Genomic DNA, 21962 nt, shown 5'->3' with positions numbered 1-21962 from the left:
ACTCACCGTGCCGGAGGTGTCGACTCACCGTGCCGGAGGTGTCGACTCACCGTGCCGGAGGTGTCGACTCACCGTGCCGGAGGTGTCGACGCACCGTGCTCGAAGTGTCGACTCACCTGTCGGCGCGCCTACCCGATCGGGTGATCATCGGGCAGTAGCGTCGACGCAGTGCTCGGGGTCAGCCATGCGATGTCCGGTGCGGCTCTCGGGCTCGCGGTGGCGGGGTACGCCCCGCATCTGGCGGGGATCACCCCCTCGGCGGGGGCGATCCTGACGTTCGCGGGGGTGTGCGCCGGGGCGGCGCTGCTACCGGATCTGGATCATCCCTCCTCGGTGGCGACGCGGCGGTTCTCCGCGGCGTCGTGGATGGCCGCGCACGCCATCAGGCCGCTGTCGGCGTTCGTCTACGACCTCACGCGGGGCCGGCGCGACACCGGCCGCGGCACCCACCGCGGGCTCACGCACACCGTGGTCGGGGCCGTGCTGCTCGGCCTGGCGATCAACTTCGCCACCGGGCGGTGGGGTGTCCCGGTGATCGTGGGGACGCTGTTCGTCTGCCTCGCGCTGGCCATCAAGGGCCTGGACGACATCGTGCCGGGGCCGCCGTCGCTGGTCATCGCGGCGGGGCTGACGTTCGCCGTCGAGGAGTACGTGCCCGGCGGCACGGCCGGGACGGCCGGCTGGCTGGGCACCGCCGTGACCCTCGGGATGATCATGCATTCGGTCGGCGACGCCATCACGGAGTCGGGTGCGCCGCTGCTCTGGCCACTGCGGATCCGCCGGCGCAGCTGGTACCCGGTCGGCAGCCCGCGCCCGATGCGGTTCAAGACCGGCGGCAAGGTCGAGTCGATGTTCGTCGCCCCGGCCCTCACCGTCGCGGTGTTCGTGCTGATAGCGCTGGTCGTGCCGGGAGTCGCGCCGCTGCTGTTCGACCTGCGCGACCAGGTGGCGAGCCTGTTCTCACCCCAGGCGGCGCTCGCTCACTGATCGCGCAACGGACGCGCGCGAGCTCAGCTCGGGGTGTGGGCTGGGGAGGGCAGGAAAGCCACTTTCCTGCCCTGTGAGGGCCGGAAAGTGGCTTTCCTGCCCTCGCGCGGAACCAGCTCTACCCGCGCAACCCCCAGAGGTTCCTCGGGTCCGTGGGGTCGGCGTCGGCGAGCTTGCGGTACACCTCGGCCGCGGCGCGGGAGAACCCGGTGGGCATCTCGATCCCTTCGAACGCCTCGGCGGCCTCTTCCATCTCCGCGGCCCAGCGCCGCGCCTTCCCGCCCGAACGGCCCTGGATGCCGCCGAGCTTCGTGTCGAGGTCGATGCCGAAGCGGGCCAGCTCGCCGCGCACCTCGTCCTCGATGTGGAAGTCGCGGGCCGCCGCGGCGATCGCGAGCCAGATCGCGGGCATCGCCTTGCTCTGCAGCGCGAAGCACGCCTTCAAGGCGCTGGCGATGCCCGCCGGGGTCGCGAGCACCCGCGCCTCGAACGGTGATCCTTCGAAGAGGTGCTCGACGATGGGCGCGGAGGGGCCGGAGAGCCACAGCACCGTCTCGCCGGGCTCCCACGCGGGCGGGCCGATCACCGCGCCGTCGATGACCCGCTTCACGCCGAGCCGCTCCGTGATGCGGATCATCGTGAGGGTCGAGACCGCGTTCGCGTCGATGTAGTACGGATCCGCCCACCGCGCCTCGTCGAGCACCTCGCCGACCGCTTCGGCGACGTCTTGTGCGGCGTCGGGCGGGCAGATCGAGATGATCACGTCGGAGCGGAGCACAACCTCTTTGAGGGTGGGGACGGCGATCAGGTCGGCCAGCTCCGCGCGCTTCGACGTCGTGATGCTGCGCCCCTTCGCCGCCCAGATCACCGTGCCGGCCTTGGGCTTGAGCGCGGCCCCGAGCGCCGAACCCATCGCGCCCGGATGCAGGATCCCGATCACCGGTCGCGGAGCGAGCCGATCGAAGTCACGAATCACACCCGGCATCATCGCAGGGGTGACGGCGGGCGGACACGGGGCCGCCGCCGCGCCGGAGGGGTTGGCGCGACGGCGGCGGATCCGGTGAGCCAGGTGAGTTCGGTGGGCTACTCGCCGCCGTACGAGGAGCTGTCCCCGTCGTCGAAGCTCCAGCCGCGGTTCTTGGACGACTCCCACTCGCCGCCGGTGGCCGGGGCGTCGTCGGACGTCGCGGTCGGGGCTGTGGAGGCCGCGGAGGCCGTCGCTGCGAACCCGACGACGGACGCAGCCACCACGGCGGCGACGACGGCGGTGGTGACGAACGGCTTGCGGTGCATGCGCCAAGCTTGACGCCGTCCGCGTCCCCCAGTCGCGTGGATCATCCACAATCCACTCGAAGGTGTGGTCTCGGTCTCACCTGATCGGACCTGTGGTGACGGTCGGTCAGCCGGACGGCCCGAATCGCTCCACTTTGATCCGTCCAGTCGGGACGCCGGCGGCCACGAGCGCGACCGTCGCCGCCTCGGCGAACCCCGGTGAGCCGCACACGAAGACGTCCTCGCCGCCGCGGACGAGCGGCGCGGCATCGGCCGCGGTGATCCGGCCGGCCGGTCGACCCCCGTCCGGTGCGCGCCGGGTGAACAGGAGCGTCGTCTGCGGCCCCGGCAGCTCCGCCGCGTAGTAGAGCTCATCGGGGGAGCGGGCAGAGACGAGCACCCGCAGGAGGTCGGCCCGCCCGACGGCCCGCGCGAGCCGCAGCATCGCCATCAGCGGCACCACGCCGGAGCCGCCGCCGACGAGCAGCGCGGGCGTCTCGCCGGGCCAGGCGAAGAACCCGCCGATCGGTCCACGCACCTCCAGCTCGTCGCCGGGCACAACGACCTCGTGCAGGAACTCCGAGACCTCACCGCCGTCGAGCAGCTCGACGGTCAGCTCGATCTCGCCCGAGTCGTCGGGCGCGGACGCCACCGAGTACGAGCGCTGCGCGCTGTACCCGTCGGGCGCGGTCAGGCGCAGGACGTAGTGCTGCCCGGCGAGGTGGCGGCGCGGCTCGGGCAGCGCGAGCCGGAACGTCTTCGCGCGCGGTGTCTCCTCGCGAACGGAGATCACGCGCGCGGCCTGCCAGCGCAGCGTGCGGCGGTGGGTGGTGCCTCCTGAGGTCAGCACGGCGGCCTCAGTCGCCCTGGAACCGCTGCTCGGCCCACGGGTCGCCGCGGTCGTGGTAGCCGTTGCGCTCCCAGAACCCCTGCTCGTCGTGGTCGAGCAGGCGCAGGCCGGAGACCCACTTCGCGCTCTTCCAGAAGTACAGGTGCGGCACCAGCAGTCGGGCCGGCCCGCCGTGCTCGGTGGTGAGCGGCTTGCCGTCGGCGTCCCACACGACCCACGCCTTACCGCCGGTGACGTCGGCGATCGGCAGGTTCGTCGTGTAGCCGGTGTGCGAGACCCCGATGACGTGCGTCGCCGACGGCAGCGGGCCCGCGGCATCGAGCAGCGTGTCGACAGAGACGCCGTCGAACGTCATCCCGAGCTTCGACCACGTCGTGACGCAGTGGATGTCGCCCGCGTACCGGGAGCGCGGCAGCGCGTGGATCTCGTCCCAGTTCCACGTGACCTCGCGCTCGACGAGGCCCTCCACGGTGAACGTCCAGCGGTCCGTCCCGATCCGCGGCGTCGCCTCCGCGTGCAGGACGGGCCACTGGTCACGGGCGTCGTACTGCCCAGGAGGTAGCCGGTCGTCCCGCTCGCGACGGCGACCGACGAAACCGCGCGTGATACCCGCCATGCACACCCCAGTCCGACGTGCCGGCGGTTCATTCCCCTCGTGCCGGGGACCCCTCCAGCGCGGACAGCAACCGGTCGATGAACTCGGACTGGCTGGTCACCAGCTTGCGCCGGGCGGTGGTCTCGTCGAACCACTCGGCGCGGTCGAGCTCGGGGAAGGACTGTATCCGGCCGGAGCGCGGGGGCCATTCGATCGTGAACTCGTTGCTCACGATGTGCGTGGCGTCGAAGTCGGCGTGCACCGCGAACGCCGTGACGACCTTGCCGCCGCGCTGGCGGACCGAGCCCAGCTCCAGCATCGGCCCGTCGGGCGCGGCCGACCCCATCTCCTCGGCGAACTCGCGGATCGCGGCGTCGCGAGGGTCCTCGTCGGGGCCGTGCTCACCCTTCGGGATGGACCAGGCCGCATCGTCCTTCTTCGCCCAGAACGGGCCCCCCATGTGTCCGAGCAGTACCTCGACGCCGCCGGGACCGTGCCGGAACAGCAGAAGGCCAGCGCTCACCGTGCCTCGCGCCACGAGATCCATTCCTTGAGCAGTGCCATGTCGTAGTCGGGGCCACCGACCGCGACGGTGAACAGCGTCGCGCCCGCCGCGACCAGCGCGTCGCCGACGACGGACGGCGGGGAGTGCACCTCGACCGAGCGCTCGATCTCCGCGGGGTCACGGCCGACGTCGGCGCAGTGCGCGTCGAGGACGGCGCTCTTGCGCGCGAGGGTCGCGGCGTCGCCGAAGCTGTGCCAGATGTGCGCGTGCTCGGCCACGATGCGCAGCGTCTTGCGCTCGCCACCGCCGCCGACGAGCACCGGGATGTCGCGGGTCGGGGCGGGGTTGAGCTTCGCCCACCGGTCGCGGATGCGGGGCATCGCCTGCTTGAGGTCGGCGAGCCGGGTGCCCGGCGTGCCGAACTCGTAGCCGTACTCGGCGTAGTCGCGCCCGAACCATCCGGCACCGATCCCCAAGATCAGGCGCCCGTCGGAGATGTGGTCGACGGTGCGCGCCATGTCCGCGAGCAGCTCGGGGTTGCGGTAGCTGTTGCACGTGACCAGCGCGCCGATCTCGACGCGTGAGGTGGTCTCGGCCCATGCGGCGAGCATCGTCCAGCATTCGAAGTGCTTGCCGTCGGCATCGCCGTGCAACGGGAAGAAGTGGTCCCAGTTGAAGACGATGTCGACGCCGGCGTCCTCGGCCTCCGCAACGGCGTCGCGGATCTGTCTGTACTCGGCGTGCTCGGGTTGGATCTGGACACCGATGCGGATGGGATGTGACACGCCGAGGATCTTGGCACGTCGTGTCGGTGCCGGCCGGGTGTGCCCTACCGTTTCGCCGGTGACGATGTTCGGGCCGTACGACCTGCAGGGTCTCGTGGGTCGTGGCGGGATGGGCGAGGTGCACCGGGCGTTCGACACCGAGCACCGCCGCACCGTCGCGCTCAAGGTGCTGCCCGACGCGCTGGCCGCCGATCCGCGCTACGTCGAGCGGTTCCGGCGCGAGTCGCACGCGACCGCGCGCCTGCGCGATCCGCACATCATCCCGATCCACCGCTACGGCGAGATCGATGGCCGGCTCTTCATCGACATGCGGCTCGTCGACGGCGCCGACCTCGGCGCCGCGCTGGCCGCGGGGCCGCTGCCGCCCGAACGTGCCGTGCGGGTCGTCGAGCAGACGGCGCAGGCGCTCGACGCCGCGCACGCAGACGGGCTCGTGCACCGCGACGTGAAGCCGTCGAACATCCTGCTGACCGGGCAGGACTTCGTGTACCTCGTCGACTTCGGGATCGCCTACGACGGTGTCGCGCAGGACGGGTTGACAGCGACCGGCACGGCCGTGGGCACCGTCGACTACATGGCGCCCGAACGCTTCGGTGGGGCCGCGGCGGAGCCGGCCGCCGACATCTACTCGCTGGCCTGCGTGCTCCACGAGGCGCTGACCGGCCGCCGCCCGTTCATCGGCGACGGCATGATCGCGGTGATGTACGGGCACGCGAGCCTGCCGCCGCCGCGCCCGTCGGCGCAGCGCCCGGAGCTGCCGGCGGCGTTCGACGAGGTCGTCGCGCGTGGGATGGCGAAGGATCCCGGGCAGCGGTTCGGGTCGGCGGGGGAGCTGGCGGCAGCCGCCCGTGCCGCGCTCGATGTCACGAACGGTGCCGGGCATGCGGCAGCCCCGATCAGCAGCGTGACGCGCGCTGCCGCCCTCCCGACGGCCGTAGCCCCGGCTCCCGCGCCGGCGCCCCGCCGGCGTGGGCCTGCGCTGCTGGTCGGAGTGGTTGCTGCGCTGGTCGTCGCCGCCGCGGTGGTGCTCGCCGTGGTCCTTCCGGGCCTGGTCCCGGGGACGGCGCCCTCATCCACGCCGCCGGTGGTGTCGGGGTTCCCCGCGACCTATGCGGGAACGTGGTCGGGTTCCGTCGAGCAGAACGTCGGGGAGACGACCCGCTTCGCCGTCGAGATCGTGATCACCGAGGGCCGGGAGACCGGCACCATCCGGTACCTGGAGCTGCGGTGCTCCGGCACGCTGCAACTGATCACGGCTGCACCGGAGGGTGTGACCGCGGTGGAGCGGATCGACTCGGGCGATTGCACGCCGGAGGCGCAGGTGCGGCTGCGCCTGCTGGCCTCGGGACAGCTGGGCTACGAGTTCTGGGCCGGGACGTCGTTCGGGTCGGGCACACTGACGAAGACGTAGGCGGCGGCGTTCAGAGGGTTTCCGGGCGCGGTTCCTTCAGCATCGCCTGGATCCGGTCGGCGCTGACGGCGGGCGCGAAGAACCAGCCCTGCCCGATGTCGCAGCCCTGCGCCCGCAGGTGCCGCAGCTGCGCGGCGGTCTCGACGGACTCGGCGGTCACGGAGAGCCCGAGGATGTGCGCGAGGCGGATGAGCAGCGCCGACACCTCGACGTCGACGGCGTCGACGCCGATCTCGCGCGGGCCGGTGACGAACCGGCCGGCGAGCTTCAGCGCGTGGACGGGCAGCCGCCGCAGGTAGGCGAGGTTCGAGTAGCCGGTGCCGAAGTCGTCGATGGCGATGCGGATGCCGGTGTCGGCGAGCGCCTGCAGGGTGTCGAGCGACTCGGGGCCGGTGTCCATGAAGTCGCTCTCGGTGAGCTCGAGCTGCAGCATGTCGGGCGGCCAGCCGGTCTCGTCGAGGATCGTGCGCACGTCCTCGACGACGCCGAGCTCGCGCAGCTGCCGCGCGGCGATGTTGACGCTGAGGAACAGGTCGGCCGACGGTTCCGCGCGCCGCCACTCGACGGCCTGCCGGCAGGCCTCGGTGAGCACCCAGCGCCCGAGCGGGACGATCAGCCCGGTCTCCTCCGCGATCGGGATGAACACGTCGGGGGCGAGCCGCTCCCCGCCGGGCGGCTGCCATCGAACGAGCGCCTCGACGCCGACGAGTCGCTGGTCGGTGAGGTGCACGAGCGGCTGGTACTCGATCAGGAACTCGCCGTTGGCGAGCGCGTCCGGCATCCGGGCCGAGAGCTCGAAGCGGTTGACGTCGGTGCGGTGGCGCACGGGGTCGAACAGCGCGACGCGGTTGCGGCCGTCGTTCTTCGCCCAGTACAGGGTGGTGTCGGCGGCTTTCATCAGCTCGGCGGCGCGCCCGTCGAGGTCGACGGAGCGCACGTCGGAGCGTGCGACGACGCCGACGCTCGCGGAGACGGCGATGCGGTGGCTGCCCAACCGGATGGTGCGGCGGACCGTCTCCAACGCCGTGGTGGCGACGGCGAGCAAGGTGTCCTGCATCGCCGTCCTCGGGGGCGATCCGCGCTGCTGGACGAGCACGACGAACTCGTCGCCGCCCATGCGGGCGACGAGGTGCCCGTCGAGCTCGGCGGACAGGCGGCTCGCGACGATCTGGAGCAGCTCGTCGCCGACGTCGTGGCCGAGCGTGTCGTTGACGGCCTTGAAGCCGTCGATGTCGAGGTAGCAGACACCCATCTGCACGGCGGGGTCGGCGAGCGCGGTCTCGAGCCGTTCGAAGAAGAGGGTGCGGTTGGGCAGGCCGGTGAGCGGGTCGTGCTCGGCCTGGTGGCGCAGGCGTTGCTGGAGGTGGTGGCGTTCGGTGATGTCCTCGGCCATCGCGACGAGGTAGCGGGGTGAGCCGTCGGGGTTGCGGACGAGGGAGAGCACCAGGTCGACCCAGATGGAGGCGCCGTCCTTGCGGAAGTAGGCCTTCTCTATGCGCATGTGGTCGATCGACCCGGCGGTCATCTCCTTGACCTGCACCCAGTGGCCCGGCTCGTCCTCGGGGTGGATGAAGGTGAAGACGGACCGGCTGCGGAACTCGTCGGGGGAGTAGCCGAGCATCGTGCACAGGGTGCGGTTGACGTCGAGGATGACGCCGTCGGTGTCGGCGATGCAGATGCCGATGAGCGCGTCGGCGAAGACGGCCTGGAAGCGGGCCTGGGTGGCCCACCGGGCTTCCTCCGCGGTGGCGTGTGCGGCGAACGCGGCGATGCTGATGCGTTCCTGCTCGGCGAGAGTGCGTTCGCGCAGCGCGTCGGCGAACCCCGCGGCGATCGCCGCCGTCACGGCCGCGATCCGGGTGGCGCCGGCCGAACCGCCCCCGAGCTGGGCGTGCAGCACGGTCAGGGTGGCTTCGAGCGAGCGGACCTCGGTGAAGTGCGCGTCGACGAGTGCCGTCCCGACCTGGTGCGCCCCCGCCGCGTCGAAGAGCGGCGACGCCACGGCTTCGAGGAGTCTGCCGGCGAGCCCGCCGAGGAAGTCGTGGAGCTCGGTGCGGCGCAGCGCGACGTAGCTGGTGCCGTGCACGGCCGATGTCCAGGCCTCCGCCAGGCGGGAGACGGGTGGGAGTTCGGCCAGCGGTACGGGCGCGCCGGCAAGCTCCTCGAAACCGTGGGCGCTCAAACGCGGCCCAGGTCGCTCATCGGCGCACGCCCAGATGTGCCCGCCATGGTCAATCCTCCAGCCGGATCCCCCCGGTCGTGCTGTCGCACGTGCCCGCCCGATGGAGGACAGTACCGGGTCACCGGGTGCTCTGACGATGTTGACAAGAGCGCTCTCAAGTGCCTGACCAGCACTTTCTGCTGCTTCTTGTCAGACGTCTTGTTCGTTTGAAGGCATGCTGGACTGCTTCCGGCGTCCGCCGCGCTGCATGTTGCCGGTGGTGGTGCGCCGCCCGGGGTCGATGAGGCGCTTCCATTTCGCCTGCGCCGCCTGGCGGCTACCTAGCTGCGCCTGGACGGCTTCGGCGACCTTGGCCCACGTGAGCCCGTCGGAGCGGAGGCGCCGGATGAGGTCGCGCTCGTAGTAGTCGGCCTGCCTGCGCATTTCCTGCACGATCGCGTACCAGGCCGCGGCGCCGTCGTAGGTCAGCACACCTTCCTTGCCGCGCTCCTTGAGCAGGTCGAGCATCTGCGTGATCGAGAAGTCGGGACGGCTGACGGACGGATCGACGCGTTCGAGCCAGCGGACGGCTTCGTCGTACTTCATTCGTCAATCATACATTGACACCTACGTTTCGTCCACCTTTGCGCGACAGACGTCGGCCGCCGGGAAGGGTGCCCGGCGGCCGACGGAGGAGTGCGAAAGATCAGCTGCCGCCACCGCCGCCGGGAAGGCGGCAGCCGCCGAACATGTAGATGCACTTGGAGCTGCCGCCGTGCTCGCCGTAGCAGACCTGCCGCACGTACTGGGAGTCGCAGCATCCGTCGAGGTAGCAGGTCTCGGCTGCGGCGTGGGCTCGGGGAACGGCGAGCTCGAGGATGCGGTCCGCGAGCTGGGAAACGATCTTCATGGGTACGGACCCTAGCAACTGGTCAGCGAACCGATCAGTTCGGCCCCCGGACTGGGCCGCCTTACTCGGTCGATGTAACTTTTACTCATGCGAGTAAACGAAGGGGCTCGGACGTTCACGACCGAGGCCCGGCGGCGGCAGATCGTGGATGCCGCGATCACGACGATCGCGGAGCTTGGCCTGGCCAAGGCGTCGTTCGCGCGGATCGCGGAGCGCGGGGGCCTGTCCAGTACGCGGATGATCTCCTACCACTTCGCCGACCGGGACGACCTGCTCGAGGCCGTGGTCGCGCGGGTGTTCGAGCTCGCCGGCGACTACATGGCGCCCTACGTGCTCTCGCAGGAGCGCCCGCCCGACCAGCTGCGGGCGTTCATCGAGTCGAGCACGGCGTGGTTCGCGGCCTACCGGGAGCACGTCATCGCCGTGCGGGAGGTCTGGTTCGGCCTGCGTGACGCGGACGGGAACCTGCGTTACGGCATGGCCCATCACGAGCGGGGGATCGTCGTGCTGACGGAGATCTTCCGGAACGGGCAGCGCAGCGGCGAGTTCAGGGACTTCGACCCGCGGGTCATGTCCGTGACGCTGCGCCACGCGCTGGACGGGCTCTCCGGGCAGGTCGCCGAGGACCCAGACCTGGACGTCGCGGTCTACACCAGCGAGCTGGTCGCCCTCTTCACTGCGGCGACGGAGGCCCGTTCATGACCGAGGTGCAGCGGCTGCTGGCCGACGACCCGGTCTGGCTGATCGTGCTGAAGCTGCTGGTGCTCTTCGTCTTCGCGCTGCTGGCGACGTTCTTCATGATCGTGTGGGAGCGCAAGGTCGTCGGGCGCATGCAGCAGCGGCCCGGCCCGAACCGGACGGGGCCGGGCGGGTGGCTGCAGAGCATCGCCGACGCGTTGAAGCTGGCGTTCAAAGAAGACATCATGCCGACGCACGCCGATCGGAAGGTGTTCTTCATCGCGCCGATCATCTCGACGACCACGGCGCTCGTGGCGCTCTCGGTGATCCCCTTCGGCGGCAAGTTGACGATCTTCGGCGAGGAGACGGTGCTGCAGCTCGTCGACCTCCCGGTCGGCGTGCTCGTGGTGCTCGCCTGCTCCTCGCTCGGCGTCTACGGGATCGTGCTCGGCGGCTGGGCGTCCGGCTCGCCGTACCCGCTGCTCGCCGCGCTGCGCTCGGCGGCGCAGGTGATCTCCTACGAGATCGCGCTGGGCCTCTCGATCGTCGGGGTGATCCTCTACGCAGGCTCGCTGTCCACGGCCGACATCGTGGGCGCGCAGTCGAGCGGCTGGTACGCGCTGCTGCTGGCGCCGAGCTTCGTGGTGTTCGTGGTGGCCATGGTGGGGGAGACGAACCGGGCACCGTTCGACCTGCCGGAGGCGGAGTCGGAGCTGGTCGGCGGCTTCCACACCGAGTACTCGTCGCTGAAGTTCGCGATGTTCTTCCTCGCCGAGTACGTCAACATGCTGACCGTCTCGGCGATGGCCACCACGCTGTTCCTCGGCGGCGGGGCGTGGCCGTGGCCGCTCTCGTTCCTCAACGACCACGGCTGGCTGCAGAGCGTCGCGTTCCTGCTCAAGATGGCGCTGTTCCTGTTCGTGTTCATCTGGCTGCGTGGGACGCTGCCGCGGTTCCGGTACGACCAGTTCATGCGCTTGGGCTGGAAGGTGCTGGTGCCCGGCAGCCTGCTGTGGATCCTGATGATCTTCGCGATCCGCACCTACCGCAACAGCGGCGAGAACGTCACCGCGCTGCTCGTGGCCATCGGGATCGCGCTGGCCGTGGTGCTGGTGATCGCGTTCCTCGTGCCGGACCGGACGACATCGGGTCCGCGGCCGGTCGAACCGGCGTCGGACTACCCGGTGCCGCCGCTCGACCTCACCGTGCCGGCGCCGGCACGGCACAAGCTGCGGGTGCTGAACCGGGGCGGGTAGCGCGGGCGGAGCGCTGCCGCGAAGGGCGTCAGGAAAGCCACTTCCCTGTCCTGTAGTGCCAGGGAAGTGGCTTTCCTGGCAACCAGTGCGTTGCGCACGCATCCCGCTCGGCGAGCGCCGCGATGCGCGCGAACGGCACTTTCGAGCCAACCTATCGTTCGAAAGTGCCGTTCGCGCAGCTCACCCGGCGACCGCAGCAGGGCAGGAAAGCCACTTTCCTGCCCCCACAGGGCCGGAAAGTGGCTTTCCTGCCCTACCCCGGCACCCCTGTTAGCGGAGACCCTCGGCGCTACATCCCGCCGAGCGGCTCCACCGCCGTCACCCACACCACGGCGGTGCCTTCCTCGTCCGACGCCGTCAGGTCGACCTCGGCGTTGATCGCCCAGTCGCGGTCGCCCGCGGGGTCGTCGAGCACCTGCCGGACGAGCCAGCGCTCCGGCTCCTCCGTGATCGTGATCATGGAAGGGCCGCGGGCGTCGGGGCCCGTGCCGATGTCGGCGTGCTCGGCGAAGTACGGCTCCAGGGCGGCGCGCCACGCCTCGCCGTTCCAGCCCGACTCCGCGTCGAGCTCGCCGAGCAGGTCCCAGCGCCGCAGCGCGGCCAGCTCGACCCTGCGGAAGAGCGCGTTGCGCACCAGCACCCGGAACGCGCGCACGTTGCGGGTGACGCCGGCCGGGCCCTGGTCGAGCTGCGGCGGCGCGACGTCCTCGCCGGTCCCGGCGCCCGCGGCGAGCGCCTCCCACTCGTCGAGGAGGCTGGAGTCGACCTGGCGCACCAGCTCGCCGAGCCACTCCTCGACGTCGGCGAGCTCCTCGGTCTTCGCCTCGTCCGGGACGGTCTGTCGCAACGCCCGGTAGGTGTCGGCGAGGTAGCGCAGCACCAGCCCCTCCGAGCGCGCGAGCTGGTAGTGCGAGACGTACTCGACGAACGTCATGGAGCGCTCGAACATGTCCCGCGCGACCGACTTCGGCGAGAGCCGCGCGTCCTCCACCCACGGCGAGCCGCGACGGTAGGTCTCCAGGGCGGCGTGCAGCAGCTCGTCGAGCGGCTTCGGGTAGGTGACGTCCTCGAGCAGCGTCATCCGCTCCTCGTACTCGATGCCGTCGGCCTTCATCGCCGCGACGGCCTCGCCGCGGGCCTTGCTCTGCTGCGCGTACAGGACGGGACGGGGGTCGTCGAGCGTCGACTCGACCACCGAGAGCACGTCCATGGCGTACGACGGCGACGTGCGGTCCAGCAGCTCGATCGCGGCCAGCGCGAACGGTGAGAGCGGCTGGTTGAGCGCGAAGTCGAGCTGCAGGTCGCCGACGACCCGCACCCGCCTGCCCTCCGCGTCGGGCTCCGCCAGCTGCTCCACGACACCGGCGGCGCGCAGCGCCCGGTAGATCGCGATGGCGCGCAGGATGTGCCTGCGCTGGCGCGGCCGCGGCTCGTGGTTGTCCTCCAGGAGGTGGCGCATGGCGACGAACGCGTCGCCCGGCCGGGAGATCACGTTCAGCAGCATCGCGTGCGTGACGGCGAAGTGGCTGGTCAACGCCTCGGGCTGGGCCACCTGCAGCTTCTCGAAGCTCGTTTGCGACCAGCCGACGAACCCCTCCGGCGGCTGCTTGCGCACGATCCGCTTGCGCTTCTTGAGGTCGTCGCCCGCGCGCGCGATCAGGCGCGCGTTCTCGACCTCGTGGTCGGGCGCCTCGGCGACGACCGTGCCGACGGTGTCGTACCCGGCCCGGCCGGCCCGCCCGGCGATCTGGTGGAACTCGCGCGCCTTCAGCGGCCGCGTGCGCTGCCCGTCGTACTTGGCCAGGGCGGTGAACAGGACCGTGCGGATCGGCACGTTGATCCCGACGCCGAGCGTGTCGGTGCCGCAGATGACCCGCAGCAGCCCGGCCTGCGCGAGCGTCTCGACGAGCCGCCGGTAGCGCGGCAGCATGCCGGCGTGGTGCACGCCGATGCCGTGGCGCACCAGCCGCGAGAGCGTCTTCCCGAACCCCGCGGTGAACCGGAAGCGGCCGATCAGGTCGGCGATGGCCTGCTTGTCGTCCTTGCTGGTGACGTTGACGCTCATCAGCGCCTGCGCCCGCTCGACGGCGGATGCCTGCGTGAAGTGCACGACGTAGACCGGTGCTTCGTGGGTCTGCAGCAGCTCGCCGATGGTTTCGTGCAGCGGCGTGAAGACGTACCGGTAGTGCAGCGGGACCGGCCGCTGCACCGAGGTGATCACCGCGGTCTCCCGGCCGGTGCGCCGCGTCAGGTCCTCCTGGAAGAAGGTGACGTCCCCGAGGGTGGCGCTCATCAGCAGGAACTGCGCCTGCGGCAGCTCGATGAGCGGCACCTGCCACGCCCACCCGCGGTCGGGGTCGGAGTAGAAGTGGAACTCGTCCATCACGACCGAGCCGACGTCCGCGCCGGTGCCGTTGCGCAATGCGATGTTGGCGAGGATCTCCGCGGTGCAGCAGATGATCGGCGCTGTGTCGTTGACGGCGGCGTCGCCGGTGAGCATCCCGACCTTGTCGGCGCCGAACACGTCGATGAGCGCGAAGAACTTCTCGCTGACCAGCGCCTTGATCGGGGCCGTGTAGTACGTGCGCTGCCCGCGGGCCAGCGCGGCGGCATGCGCTGCGACCGCGACCAGCGACTTCCCGGAGCCGGTCGGCGTGGAGAGGATGACGTTGCTGCCCGTCACCAGCTCCAGCAGCGCCTCTTCCTGCGCGGGGTACAGCGAGAGGCCCTGTTCCTCGAACGCCCAGTCGCTGAACGCCTCGACGAGGAGGTCGGGATCGGGGTCGGCGCCGGGCGCGGTGGGCGGCATGCGGTCGGTCAGCGTCATGATGGGACCGATCGTCCCTGGTCGGCTGCCGCGGCGACGTCGGGGGGCCGCTGGGGGCAGTCACGCACGGCGAGCGCGCCGATACCGGCAGGCTCGGGTGGTCCTAACGGAGGGCACTAGAGTCACCTCTGTGACGGGTCGGCAGACCTCGGGGGGCGTTCCCGAGCTCGTGTCGCCCATGCATGCCTCAGCGGGCTCCGGGATGCCGCCGACGGGCCCCGACTGGGTGGTCGAGCTGGCCTGGACCGGCCACCGCTGCATCGCCTACGTCGAGCCCGGCCGGCGCGTGCGGCTGCTCTCGGCGAACGCCGTCTCGATGACCTCCGCCTATCCCGAGCTGGGCCCGCCGCTGGAGCGACGCTCACCGCCGCGCGGGATGGTGCTCGACGGGACGCTCGTCGCGCGCGGCGAGGAGCACGCCCCGCGCGCCCGGCTGCTGCAGCGCCGCAGCGGCCGGATGCGGCCGACCGACGCGACGATCCGCAACGTCCCCGTCGACTTCCAGGTGGCCGACCTGCTGTGGCTAGACGGGCACAGCACCCTCGACCTGCCCTACCGCGACCGCAGGGCGCTGCTGGAGGGCCTCGGTTTCGACGCAGCGCCGGTGTGGGCGACCTCCCCGCTGCCGGTCAGCGAGCTCGACACGATGCTGCGGATCGCCGACGCGAAAGGTGTCGACGCGCTGCACGCCCGCCACCTCGGCTCGCGCTACCGGCCCGGTGGCCGCTCGCCGCTGTGGGTGAAGGTGCCGGTCCCGCGGGTCCGGCAGGTCGTCGTGGGCGGCTGGACGCCGACCGACATCGCGCGGCCCGACACCATCGCGAGCCTGCTGCTCGGCGTCCCCGACGGGGAGCGGCTCGCCTACGTGGGCCGGGTCGGCGTCGCGGGCGATGAGCGGCGACAGGTGTCAGCGCTCACACAACTGCGCGCCGAGGGCGCCCCGTTCGCGGGCGACGTGCCGGTCGAGGCGGCGCGGCACGCGATCTGGGTGGCCCCGCGGCTGGTCGGGCTGGTGGAGTTCACCGGGTTCGTCGCCGGCGGGCGGCTGCGGCTGCCCCGCTGGCGGGGGCTCGTGACCGACGGGGCCGACGGCGACGAATCCCCGGCGCGGTGGGCGCGCCCACCCGAACCGCCGCCGCAGCGGACCGAGCCCGCCGTGCAGGTGCCCGACCCGGTGACCGAGGAGGTCCCCGTCGAAGCCGCGCCGATGACGGAGCCGGCCCCGGTCGAGGTGCCGGAGGCGGCCGAGGCGGCCGAGGTGGCCGAGCCGCCGGCCTCCCCGGAGTCGCGGCGGCTGGAGCAGCACTTCGTCTACAACGCGCTCAACACCATCGCTGCGCTGATCCGGACCGACCCCGGCCGGGCCCGCGAGCTGCTCTTCGGGTTCGCCGACCTGTCACGCGCCGCCGACCAGGCCGCCACGATCCAGCTCGGCGACGCAGTGAGCACGCTCGGTAGCGAGCTCGACGCCGTGCGCGCGTACCTCCAGCTCGAACAGGCCCGTTTCGGCAAGCGGCTGCGCGTGGAGCTCGACGTCGACGCTGCCGTGCACGGCGTGCGGGTGGAGCCGATGCGTGTGCTCTCGGCCGTGCGGGCGGCCGTCCAGCGCGACATCGAGCCCCGCGCGCAAGGCGGGGTACTCACCGTCTCCGCACGTCAGGTGGGTCCCGGGTGCGAGGTGCGGGTCATCGGCGGCGCCGGGGAGCCGGTGGTGATCGCACTGACTCAAGGCAGAAGCGGGGAACTGTAGCCGCGCGGGTCGTCTCCACGATTCGGCGGTCGCCACAGACTGTGATCGCCACACTGGGTACCGTTCGCGACATGCTCGGCCTTCCCGACGGCACCCGTGCGTGCCTCTTCGATCTCGACGGTGTCCTCACCGATACCGCGAGCGTCCACGCGGCTGCGTGGAAGCAGATGTTCGACGACTACCTGCGCGAACGAGCCGAGCGCGACGGCACGGCGTTCCAGCCCTTCGACGTGAAGGCCGACTACGGGCCCTACGTCGACGGCAAGCCGCGGCTGGAGGGCACCGACTCGTTCCTGCGCTCCCGCGGCATCGTGCTGCCCGCGGGCGAGCCGGGCGACGCGCCCGACGCCGAAACGGTGCTGGCGCTGGCGACGCGGAAGAACGACCTCGTGCAGGAGAAGATCCGCACGGTCGGCGTGGACGTCTACCCGGGTTCGGTGCGCTACCTGCGCGCGGTCAAGGAGGCGGGGCTCGCGACGGCCGTCGTGTCGTCGTCGGCGAACGCCGAGCAGGTGCTCGAGGTCGCGAGGCTCACGGAGTACATCGACCACCGCGTCGACGGCGTCACCGCCAAGGAGCGCGGCCTGCCCGGCAAGCCCGCGCCCGACACGTTCCTCGCAGCGGCCGCCGACCTCGGTGTCGAGCGCGGCGAGGCCGTCGTGTTCGAGGACGCGCTCGCCGGTGTCGCGTCCGGCAAGGCGGGCGGCTTCGGGTTCGTCGTCGGTGTCGACCGGCTCGGGCACGCCGACGCGCTGCGCGAGCACGGCGCCGACGTCGTCGTCGCCGACCTGGCAGATCTTCTCGAAGGAGCAGGGGAATGAGCCCGGATCCCGGTCGCGGGTTCACCGTCGAGCCGTGGGTGGTGCGTGAGCCGAAGCTGGATCTGGCCACGATCGGCCAGTCGGAGTCGGTGTTCGCCCTGTCCAACGGGCACATCGGGCTGCGCGGCAACCTGGACGAGGGTGAGCCGCACGCCACCCCTGGCACGTATCTGAACTCGTTCTACGAGCGGCGTCCGTTGCCGTACGCGGAGGGTGGCTACGGCTACCCGGAGTCCGGTCAGACGATCATCAACGTGACCAACGGCAAGCTGATCCGGCTGCTGGTGGAGGACGAGCCGTTCGATCTGCGCTACGGCGAGCTGCGGTCCCACGAGCGGGTGCTGGACCTGCAGGCGGGCACGCTGACCCGTGAGGTCGAGTGGGCCTCGCCGGCGGGTCGGGTGGTGAAGGTCCGCAGCACGCGGATGGTGTCGTTGACCCAGCGTGCGATCGCTGCGATCAGCTACGAGGTCGAGGTGCTCGACGCGCCTGCGCTGCTGGTCGTGCAGTCGGAGCTGGTGGCGAACGAGCAGCTGCCCGCTCGCGGTGACGACGACCCGCGCGTCGAGGCGGCGCTGACCGACCCGCTGGTGTCGGAGCTGCACCGCAGCGACGACGCCGGCGCGACGTTGATCCACCAGACCCGCAAGTCGGGGCTGCGGGTGGCGGCGGCGATGGACCACGAGGTGCACGGGCCGGAGGGGTTCAAGGTCACCTCGGAGGCGACCGACGACATCGGGCGCACCACGATCATCTCCCGGCTCAAGCCGGGGGAGAAGCTCACGATCACCAAGTACCTGGCGTACGGGTGGTCGTCGCGGCGGTCGCAGCCCGCGCTGCACGACCAGGTGCGGGCCGCGCTCGCGGCGGCCCGCTACACCGGGTGGGACGGGCTGCTCACCGAGCAGCGCGAGTACCTCGACGACTTCTGGGCCGCGGCCGACGTCGAGATCGACGGCGACGCCGAACTGCAGCAGGCCGTGCGGGTCGCGGTGTTCCACGTCCTGCAGGCCGGTGCGCGGGCGGAGCGGCGCGCGATCGGCGCGAAGGGGCTCACCGGCGAGGGCTACGACGGGCACACGTTCTGGGACACCGAGACGTTCTGCCTGCCCGTGTTGTCGTTCCTCGCGCCGGAGGCGGCCGCGGACGCGTTGCGGTGGCGGCAGTCGATCCTGCCGCTGGCGTATGAGCGGGCCGAGCAGCTGGGGTTGTCGGGTGCGGCGTTCCCGTGGCGGACGATCCGCGGGCAGGAGTGTTCGGGGTACTGGCCGGCGGGCACGGCGGCGTTCCACATCAACGCCGACATCGCCGACGCCGTGCGCCGCCACATCGCCGCGACCGGTGACGCCGACTTCGAGAAGGAGGTCGGGCTGGAGCTGCTGGTCGCCACCGCCCGGCTGTGGCGTTCGCTGGGGCACCACGACGCGACCGGGCAGTTCCGCATCGACGGCGTGACCGGCCCGGATGAGTACACCGCGATCGTCGACAACAACGTCTACACGAACCTGATGGCGCAGCTGAACCTGCGCGTGGCCGCCGACACCGCGGCCCGGCACTCCCGCAAGGCGGCGAAGCTGGGCGTCAACGCCGAGGAGATGGCGTCCTGGCGGGACGCGGCGAAGTCGATGCGGATCCCGTTCGACGAGGTGCTGGGCGTGCACCCGCAGTCGGAGGGGTTCACCGACCACCAGGTGTGGGACTTCGAGGGGACACCGCCGGAGAAGTACCCGCTGCTGCTGCACGTGCCCTACTTCGACCTGTACCGCAAGCAGGTGTCGAAGCAGGCGGACCTGGTGCTGGCGATGCAGCTGCGGCCTGATGCGTTCACGCCGGAGCAGATGCGCCGCAACTTCGCCTACTACGAGGGCATCACCGTGCGCGACTCGTCGCTCTCGGCGTGCACGCAGGCCGTTGTCGCGGCGTGGACGGGGCACCTCGACCTGGCGTACGACTACCTGGCCGAATCGGCGCTGGTCGACCTGAACAACCTCGCCGGCAACACCGACCACGGTGTGCACATCGCGTCGATGGCCGGGACGTGGACGGCCGTCGTGGCCGGGTTCGGCGGGATGCAGTGCGACGCTACCGGGCTGGGCTTCGCGCCCAGGCTGCCTCCGGCGCTCTCGCGGATCTCGTTCGGGCTGCTCTGGCAGGGTCGGCAGCTGCGCGTCGAGATCACGGCGGAGGAAGCGGAGTACCGGCTGGTCAGCGGCCCACCGATGCGCCTGCGCCACCACGGCGAGCCGGCCGCGCTTTCCGAGAAGCCGCTGCGGCTGCCGATCCCGGCCCCGGAGCCGGTGGAGCCGGTCGAGCAGCCGTTCGGGCGCACCCCGAAGGCGCGCCATCCCGGCTGACCCCGGGAACAGGCACGAACTTCCCCACCGTTTTGGGCACATGCGCGCCATTTCGGCGCGCATCCACCCAAAACGGTGGGGAAGTTCGTTGTGGACGGGGGTGCGGTTCGTCGGGCGGGGCGACGGGTACGCCGGTGTGGTCACCGATCTCGACGTGATCACGGAGGAACCCGACATGGACGCCGAGCACGCCCGCGAGCTGCTCACCACGCAGCTGGCCGAGCTGGACGAACGCGCGCGCACCGCGGAGCAGGAGCGCGCCGACACCGCGCCCGGCGCCGAGCGGGAAGGCGCGCTCGGCCAGCACACGGGCGACTACGGCAGCGACGTCACGACGGCGATGGAGTCGAACCTGCTCTCCGACACCGTCGCCGAGCAGCGCAGGCTCGTCAGCGACGCGCTGACCCGCATCGACGACGGCACGTACGGCAAGTGCGCGGTCTGCAACCAGCCGATCGACGACGAGCGGCTCGACGCGCGCCCCGAAGCGATCACCTGCCGGGAACACGCCGACACACCCGTCGTCGTCTGAGCCGTCGTCCGAGACCGAAGGAGATCACCCATGGCCGGCAAGCTCGACGGCAAGCGCATCGCGATCCTCGCCACGAACGGCGTGGAGCAGGTGGAGCTCACCGAACCGCGGGACGCCGTCACCGCCGAAGGGGCTCGCACGGAGATCGTCTCGCTGGAAGCGGGCACGTTCCGGGCGATGAACCACGACACCGAACCCGCCGACACGTTCACCGCAGACACGACCGCAGCGGACGCCACGGCGAGCGACTACGACGCGCTGATCATGCCTGGCGGCACGGTGAACGCCGACAAGCTGCGGATCGACCCCGACGTGCAGCGGTTCGTCCGCGAGGTCGTCGAGGCCGGCACCCCGGTCGGGGTGATCTGTCACGGCCCGTGGACGCTCATCGATGCAGGTGTGGCGAAAGGCCGCACGCTGACCTCCTACCCGAGCGTGTGGACCGACCTGCGCAACGCCGGCGCCGACGTCGTCGACGAGGAGGTCGTGACCGACAACGGGATCGTCTCCAGCCGCAACCCCGACGACCTGCCGGCGTTCTGCGCGAAGATCGTCGAGGAGTTCGCGGAAGGGCGGCATTCCGGACGAACGTGACTGTCGATCTCTCCGGACGGGTATTTTCACCCCATGGAGGGATCCTCGGCCGCGGTTGCGTCGGAGACAGGACCATCGTCCGGAGACGGACGCGGTGAGGGCCCGCTGCAGCGCGCCGACCGCAACATGTCGGAGCTGCTGCAGGAGCTGCGGGTCGCGCAGACCGGCGTGCAGATCCTCTTCGCGTTCTTGCTCTCGATGTCGTTCACCGAGCGGTTCCGCGACGTCGACGACACGCAGCGCTGGATGTACGTGGTGACGCTCTTGATGTCCGTGGTGACGGCGGGCTTGCTCGTGGCACCAGCCGCGGCGCACCGGATCACGTTCGGGCGCGGCATGAAGATCGAGACGGTGCAGCTGGGGCACCGCCTGTTCAGCAGCGGCCTCGCGACGATGGCGCTCACCCTCACCGGCGCCGTCCTCCTCGTCCTCGACGTCGCGGTGGGTCGCACCTTCGCGATCATCGCGGCGTCGGTGAGCGGGGTGGTGCTGATGGGGCTCTGGTTCGTGCTCCCGCTACCGCTCCTGGTCGCCTCCCGTTCCCGCCCCGCCGAAGCTGACGGGAGCGGGGGGCGTTCCGAAGAGTGATACGTGCGCCGTCGGCATCGTGCTGCGGCCAGCGAGCTTCGCGATAGCGGCGCGGTGACGGGCGTCACCTCGGCGGGATAAGCTCCTGCCGGTGAGCGTTGTCGAGGGAGGTCAGGCGGCTGCGGTGCTGCAGCCGCGGCAGCTGATCGTCTCGCTGTACGGGCTGTACGCGCGCCAGCACGACGACTGGGTGTCCGTCGCCGCCGTCGTGCGGTTGATGGCCGAGATGGGCGTCGACGAGCAGGCCGTACGCTCCTCGATCTCGCGCCTGCGTCGCCGCGGGTTGCTCGACGCGCAGCGCGTCGACGGGGCCGCCGGCTACCGGTTGACCCCGCTCGCGCTCGAGATCCTCGCCGAGGGCGACGCGCGGATCTTCGGCCGCCGCCGCGCGACCAGCGCAGACGGATGGCTGCTGGTGATCTTCTCCGTGCCGGAGTCGGAGCGCGACAAGCGCCACCAGCTGCGATCGTTGCTGATCAGGATGGGGTTCGGCACCGTCGCGCCAGGGGTGTGGGTGGCCCCGGGCCACCTGGAGGTGGAGACCGGCGACGCGCTGCGCCGCATCGGGCTCGACGGGTACGCCGAGGTGTTCCACGGCCAGCACGTGCTGTTCGGCGATCCGCACGAGAACGTCGGGCGCTGGTGGGACCTCGGTGCCTTCCACGAGCTGTACGCCGCGTTCATCGAGCGGTACGGCCCGCTGCGGGAGCGGCTCGCGCGAGCCGTCCCGATCGAGCAGGGCGCCGCGTTCGCCGCGTACGTCGAGATGGTCACGTCGTGGCGGCAGCTGCCCTACGCCGACCCCGGGCTCCCGCTCGAGCTGCTGCCGCCCGACTGGAACGGCGCTGCGGCGGAGCAGCTCTTCACCGACCTGCGCGGCCTGATCGCCGGGCCGGCCGGCGAGCACGTGGCCGGTGAGCTCGGTACACGTGGGGTGGCGCGTGGTGGAGGGGACACCACGCGCCGTGGATGAACTCACTTTGTGTGGCGCTGTCGTTACCCGCCCCCTATGCCTTCTTTGCCGAGGTTGACCGTCGACAACGACGTAATGGCTGTTGTTAGCGCTCACAAACCGCCAGAAGGTCG

Annotated in this window: 21 protein-coding genes; 11 read left to right on the top strand and 10 right to left on the bottom strand. The window is 71.2% G+C overall.

The window, feature by feature from the left end; translation table 11 throughout:
- Positions 1–168: 168 nt before the first annotated feature.
- Positions 169–987 carry a metal-dependent hydrolase gene (locus LL648_RS29570; protein ID WP_232666042.1) on the top strand — a complete coding sequence of 273 codons (819 nt, stop codon included), beginning with the start codon at positions 169–171 and terminating at the stop codon, positions 985–987.
- 118 nt (positions 988–1105) lie between these two features.
- Here LL648_RS29570 and LL648_RS29565 read toward each other — a convergent pair whose 3' ends face one another.
- From LL648_RS29565 to LL648_RS29540, 6 genes are all read right to left on the bottom strand, one after another.
- Entirely contained in the window at positions 1106–1972 is an 867-nt protein-coding gene (locus tag LL648_RS29565; RefSeq protein WP_374112127.1) for a DUF1932 domain-containing protein, read from the bottom strand.
- 98 nt (positions 1973–2070) lie between these two features.
- Positions 2071–2280, bottom strand: coding sequence for a hypothetical protein (locus LL648_RS29560; RefSeq protein ID WP_232666040.1), 210 nt, complete (start codon positions 2278–2280; stop codon positions 2071–2073).
- A 106-nt stretch (positions 2281–2386) separates the two neighbouring features.
- Entirely contained in the window at positions 2387–3109 is a 723-nt protein-coding gene (locus tag LL648_RS29555; RefSeq protein ID WP_232666039.1) for a ferredoxin reductase, read from the bottom strand.
- 7 nt (positions 3110–3116) lie between these two features.
- Positions 3117–3725: a sulfite oxidase-like oxidoreductase gene (locus LL648_RS29550; RefSeq protein ID WP_232666038.1), complete on the bottom strand. Its 609-nt coding sequence runs from the start codon at positions 3723–3725 to the stop codon at positions 3117–3119.
- Between the two features lie 28 nt (positions 3726–3753).
- Positions 3754–4251 (bottom strand): NUDIX domain-containing protein, encoded by a 498-nt coding sequence (locus LL648_RS29545; RefSeq protein WP_232666037.1) that lies wholly within the window; start codon positions 4249–4251, stop codon positions 3754–3756.
- Complete coding sequence (locus LL648_RS29540) at positions 4224–4994, bottom strand: LLM class F420-dependent oxidoreductase (RefSeq protein WP_374112126.1); 771 nt, start codon at positions 4992–4994, stop codon at positions 4224–4226. Before LL648_RS29540 ends, LL648_RS29545 begins: the two co-directional genes overlap by 28 nt.
- Before the next feature lie 64 nt (positions 4995–5058).
- Here LL648_RS29540 and LL648_RS29535 point away from each other — a divergent pair, with 64 nt between their 5' ends.
- On the top strand, positions 5059–6405 hold the full coding sequence (locus LL648_RS29535; RefSeq protein ID WP_232666049.1) for a serine/threonine-protein kinase: 1347 nt from the start codon (positions 5059–5061) through the stop codon (positions 6403–6405).
- Between the two features lie 10 nt (positions 6406–6415).
- Here the strand turns inward: LL648_RS29535 and LL648_RS29530 are convergent, their stop codons facing one another.
- From LL648_RS29530 to LL648_RS29520, 3 genes are all read right to left on the bottom strand, one after another.
- A complete protein-coding gene (locus tag LL648_RS29530) occupies positions 6416–8587 on the bottom strand; it encodes a putative bifunctional diguanylate cyclase/phosphodiesterase (RefSeq protein WP_232666036.1) in 2172 nt (723 codons plus the stop codon).
- Between the two features lie 189 nt (positions 8588–8776).
- On the bottom strand, positions 8777–9172 hold the full coding sequence (locus LL648_RS29525) for a hypothetical protein (protein WP_232666035.1): 396 nt from the start codon (positions 9170–9172) through the stop codon (positions 8777–8779).
- A gap of 100 nt (positions 9173–9272) precedes the next feature.
- The gene (locus LL648_RS29520; protein WP_232666034.1) at positions 9273–9476 is read right to left on the bottom strand and encodes a hypothetical protein; all 204 of its coding nucleotides are present in this window, start codon (positions 9474–9476) and stop codon (positions 9273–9275) included.
- Positions 9477–9563: 87 nt separating this feature from the next.
- Between LL648_RS29520 and LL648_RS29515 the strand changes: the two genes are divergently transcribed.
- The gene (locus tag LL648_RS29515; protein ID WP_232666033.1) at positions 9564–10178 is read left to right on the top strand and encodes a TetR/AcrR family transcriptional regulator; all 615 of its coding nucleotides are present in this window, start codon (positions 9564–9566) and stop codon (positions 10176–10178) included.
- Positions 10175–11410, top strand: a complete 1236-nt coding sequence (gene nuoH / locus LL648_RS29510; protein ID WP_232666032.1) for an NADH-quinone oxidoreductase subunit NuoH — start codon at positions 10175–10177, stop codon at positions 11408–11410. Before LL648_RS29515 ends, nuoH begins: the two co-directional genes overlap by 4 nt.
- Before the next feature lie 289 nt (positions 11411–11699).
- Here nuoH and LL648_RS29505 read toward each other — a convergent pair whose 3' ends face one another.
- Positions 11700–14237 (bottom strand): DEAD/DEAH box helicase, encoded by a 2538-nt coding sequence (locus tag LL648_RS29505; protein WP_232666031.1) that lies wholly within the window; start codon positions 14235–14237, stop codon positions 11700–11702.
- Between the two features lie 178 nt (positions 14238–14415).
- Between LL648_RS29505 and LL648_RS29500 the strand changes: the two genes are divergently transcribed.
- From LL648_RS29500 to LL648_RS29470, 7 genes are all read left to right on the top strand, one after another.
- Entirely contained in the window at positions 14416–15987 is a 1572-nt protein-coding gene (locus LL648_RS29500; protein WP_232666030.1) for an ATP-dependent DNA ligase, read from the top strand.
- A 71-nt stretch (positions 15988–16058) separates the two neighbouring features.
- Complete coding sequence (locus tag LL648_RS29495; protein ID WP_232666029.1) at positions 16059–16808, top strand: beta-phosphoglucomutase family hydrolase; 750 nt, start codon at positions 16059–16061, stop codon at positions 16806–16808.
- Entirely contained in the window at positions 16805–19162 is a 2358-nt protein-coding gene (locus LL648_RS29490; RefSeq protein WP_232666028.1) for a glycoside hydrolase family 65 protein, read from the top strand. The genes LL648_RS29495 and LL648_RS29490 overlap by 4 nt, the downstream gene beginning before the upstream one ends.
- Before the next feature lie 88 nt (positions 19163–19250).
- On the top strand, positions 19251–19694 hold the full coding sequence (locus LL648_RS29485) for a TraR/DksA family transcriptional regulator (RefSeq protein ID WP_232666027.1): 444 nt from the start codon (positions 19251–19253) through the stop codon (positions 19692–19694).
- Positions 19695–19724: 30 nt separating this feature from the next.
- The gene (locus LL648_RS29480) at positions 19725–20288 is read left to right on the top strand and encodes a type 1 glutamine amidotransferase domain-containing protein (protein WP_232666026.1); all 564 of its coding nucleotides are present in this window, start codon (positions 19725–19727) and stop codon (positions 20286–20288) included.
- A gap of 33 nt (positions 20289–20321) precedes the next feature.
- Positions 20322–20876 carry a DUF6328 family protein gene (locus LL648_RS29475; protein ID WP_232666025.1) on the top strand — a complete coding sequence of 185 codons (555 nt, stop codon included), beginning with the start codon at positions 20322–20324 and terminating at the stop codon, positions 20874–20876.
- Between the two features lie 91 nt (positions 20877–20967).
- Positions 20968–21849, top strand: a complete 882-nt coding sequence (locus LL648_RS29470) for a PaaX family transcriptional regulator (protein WP_232666024.1) — start codon at positions 20968–20970, stop codon at positions 21847–21849.
- The last annotated feature ends 113 nt before the right edge of the window (positions 21850–21962 follow it).

Source organism: Pseudonocardia sp. TRM90224, assembly GCF_021245725.1.
In the GTDB taxonomy this organism is placed as follows: Bacteria; Actinomycetota; Actinomycetes; order Mycobacteriales; family Pseudonocardiaceae; genus Pseudonocardia.
Note: the sequence above shows the minus strand (reverse complement) of the source record. Positions and strands in the feature narration are given on the sequence as shown.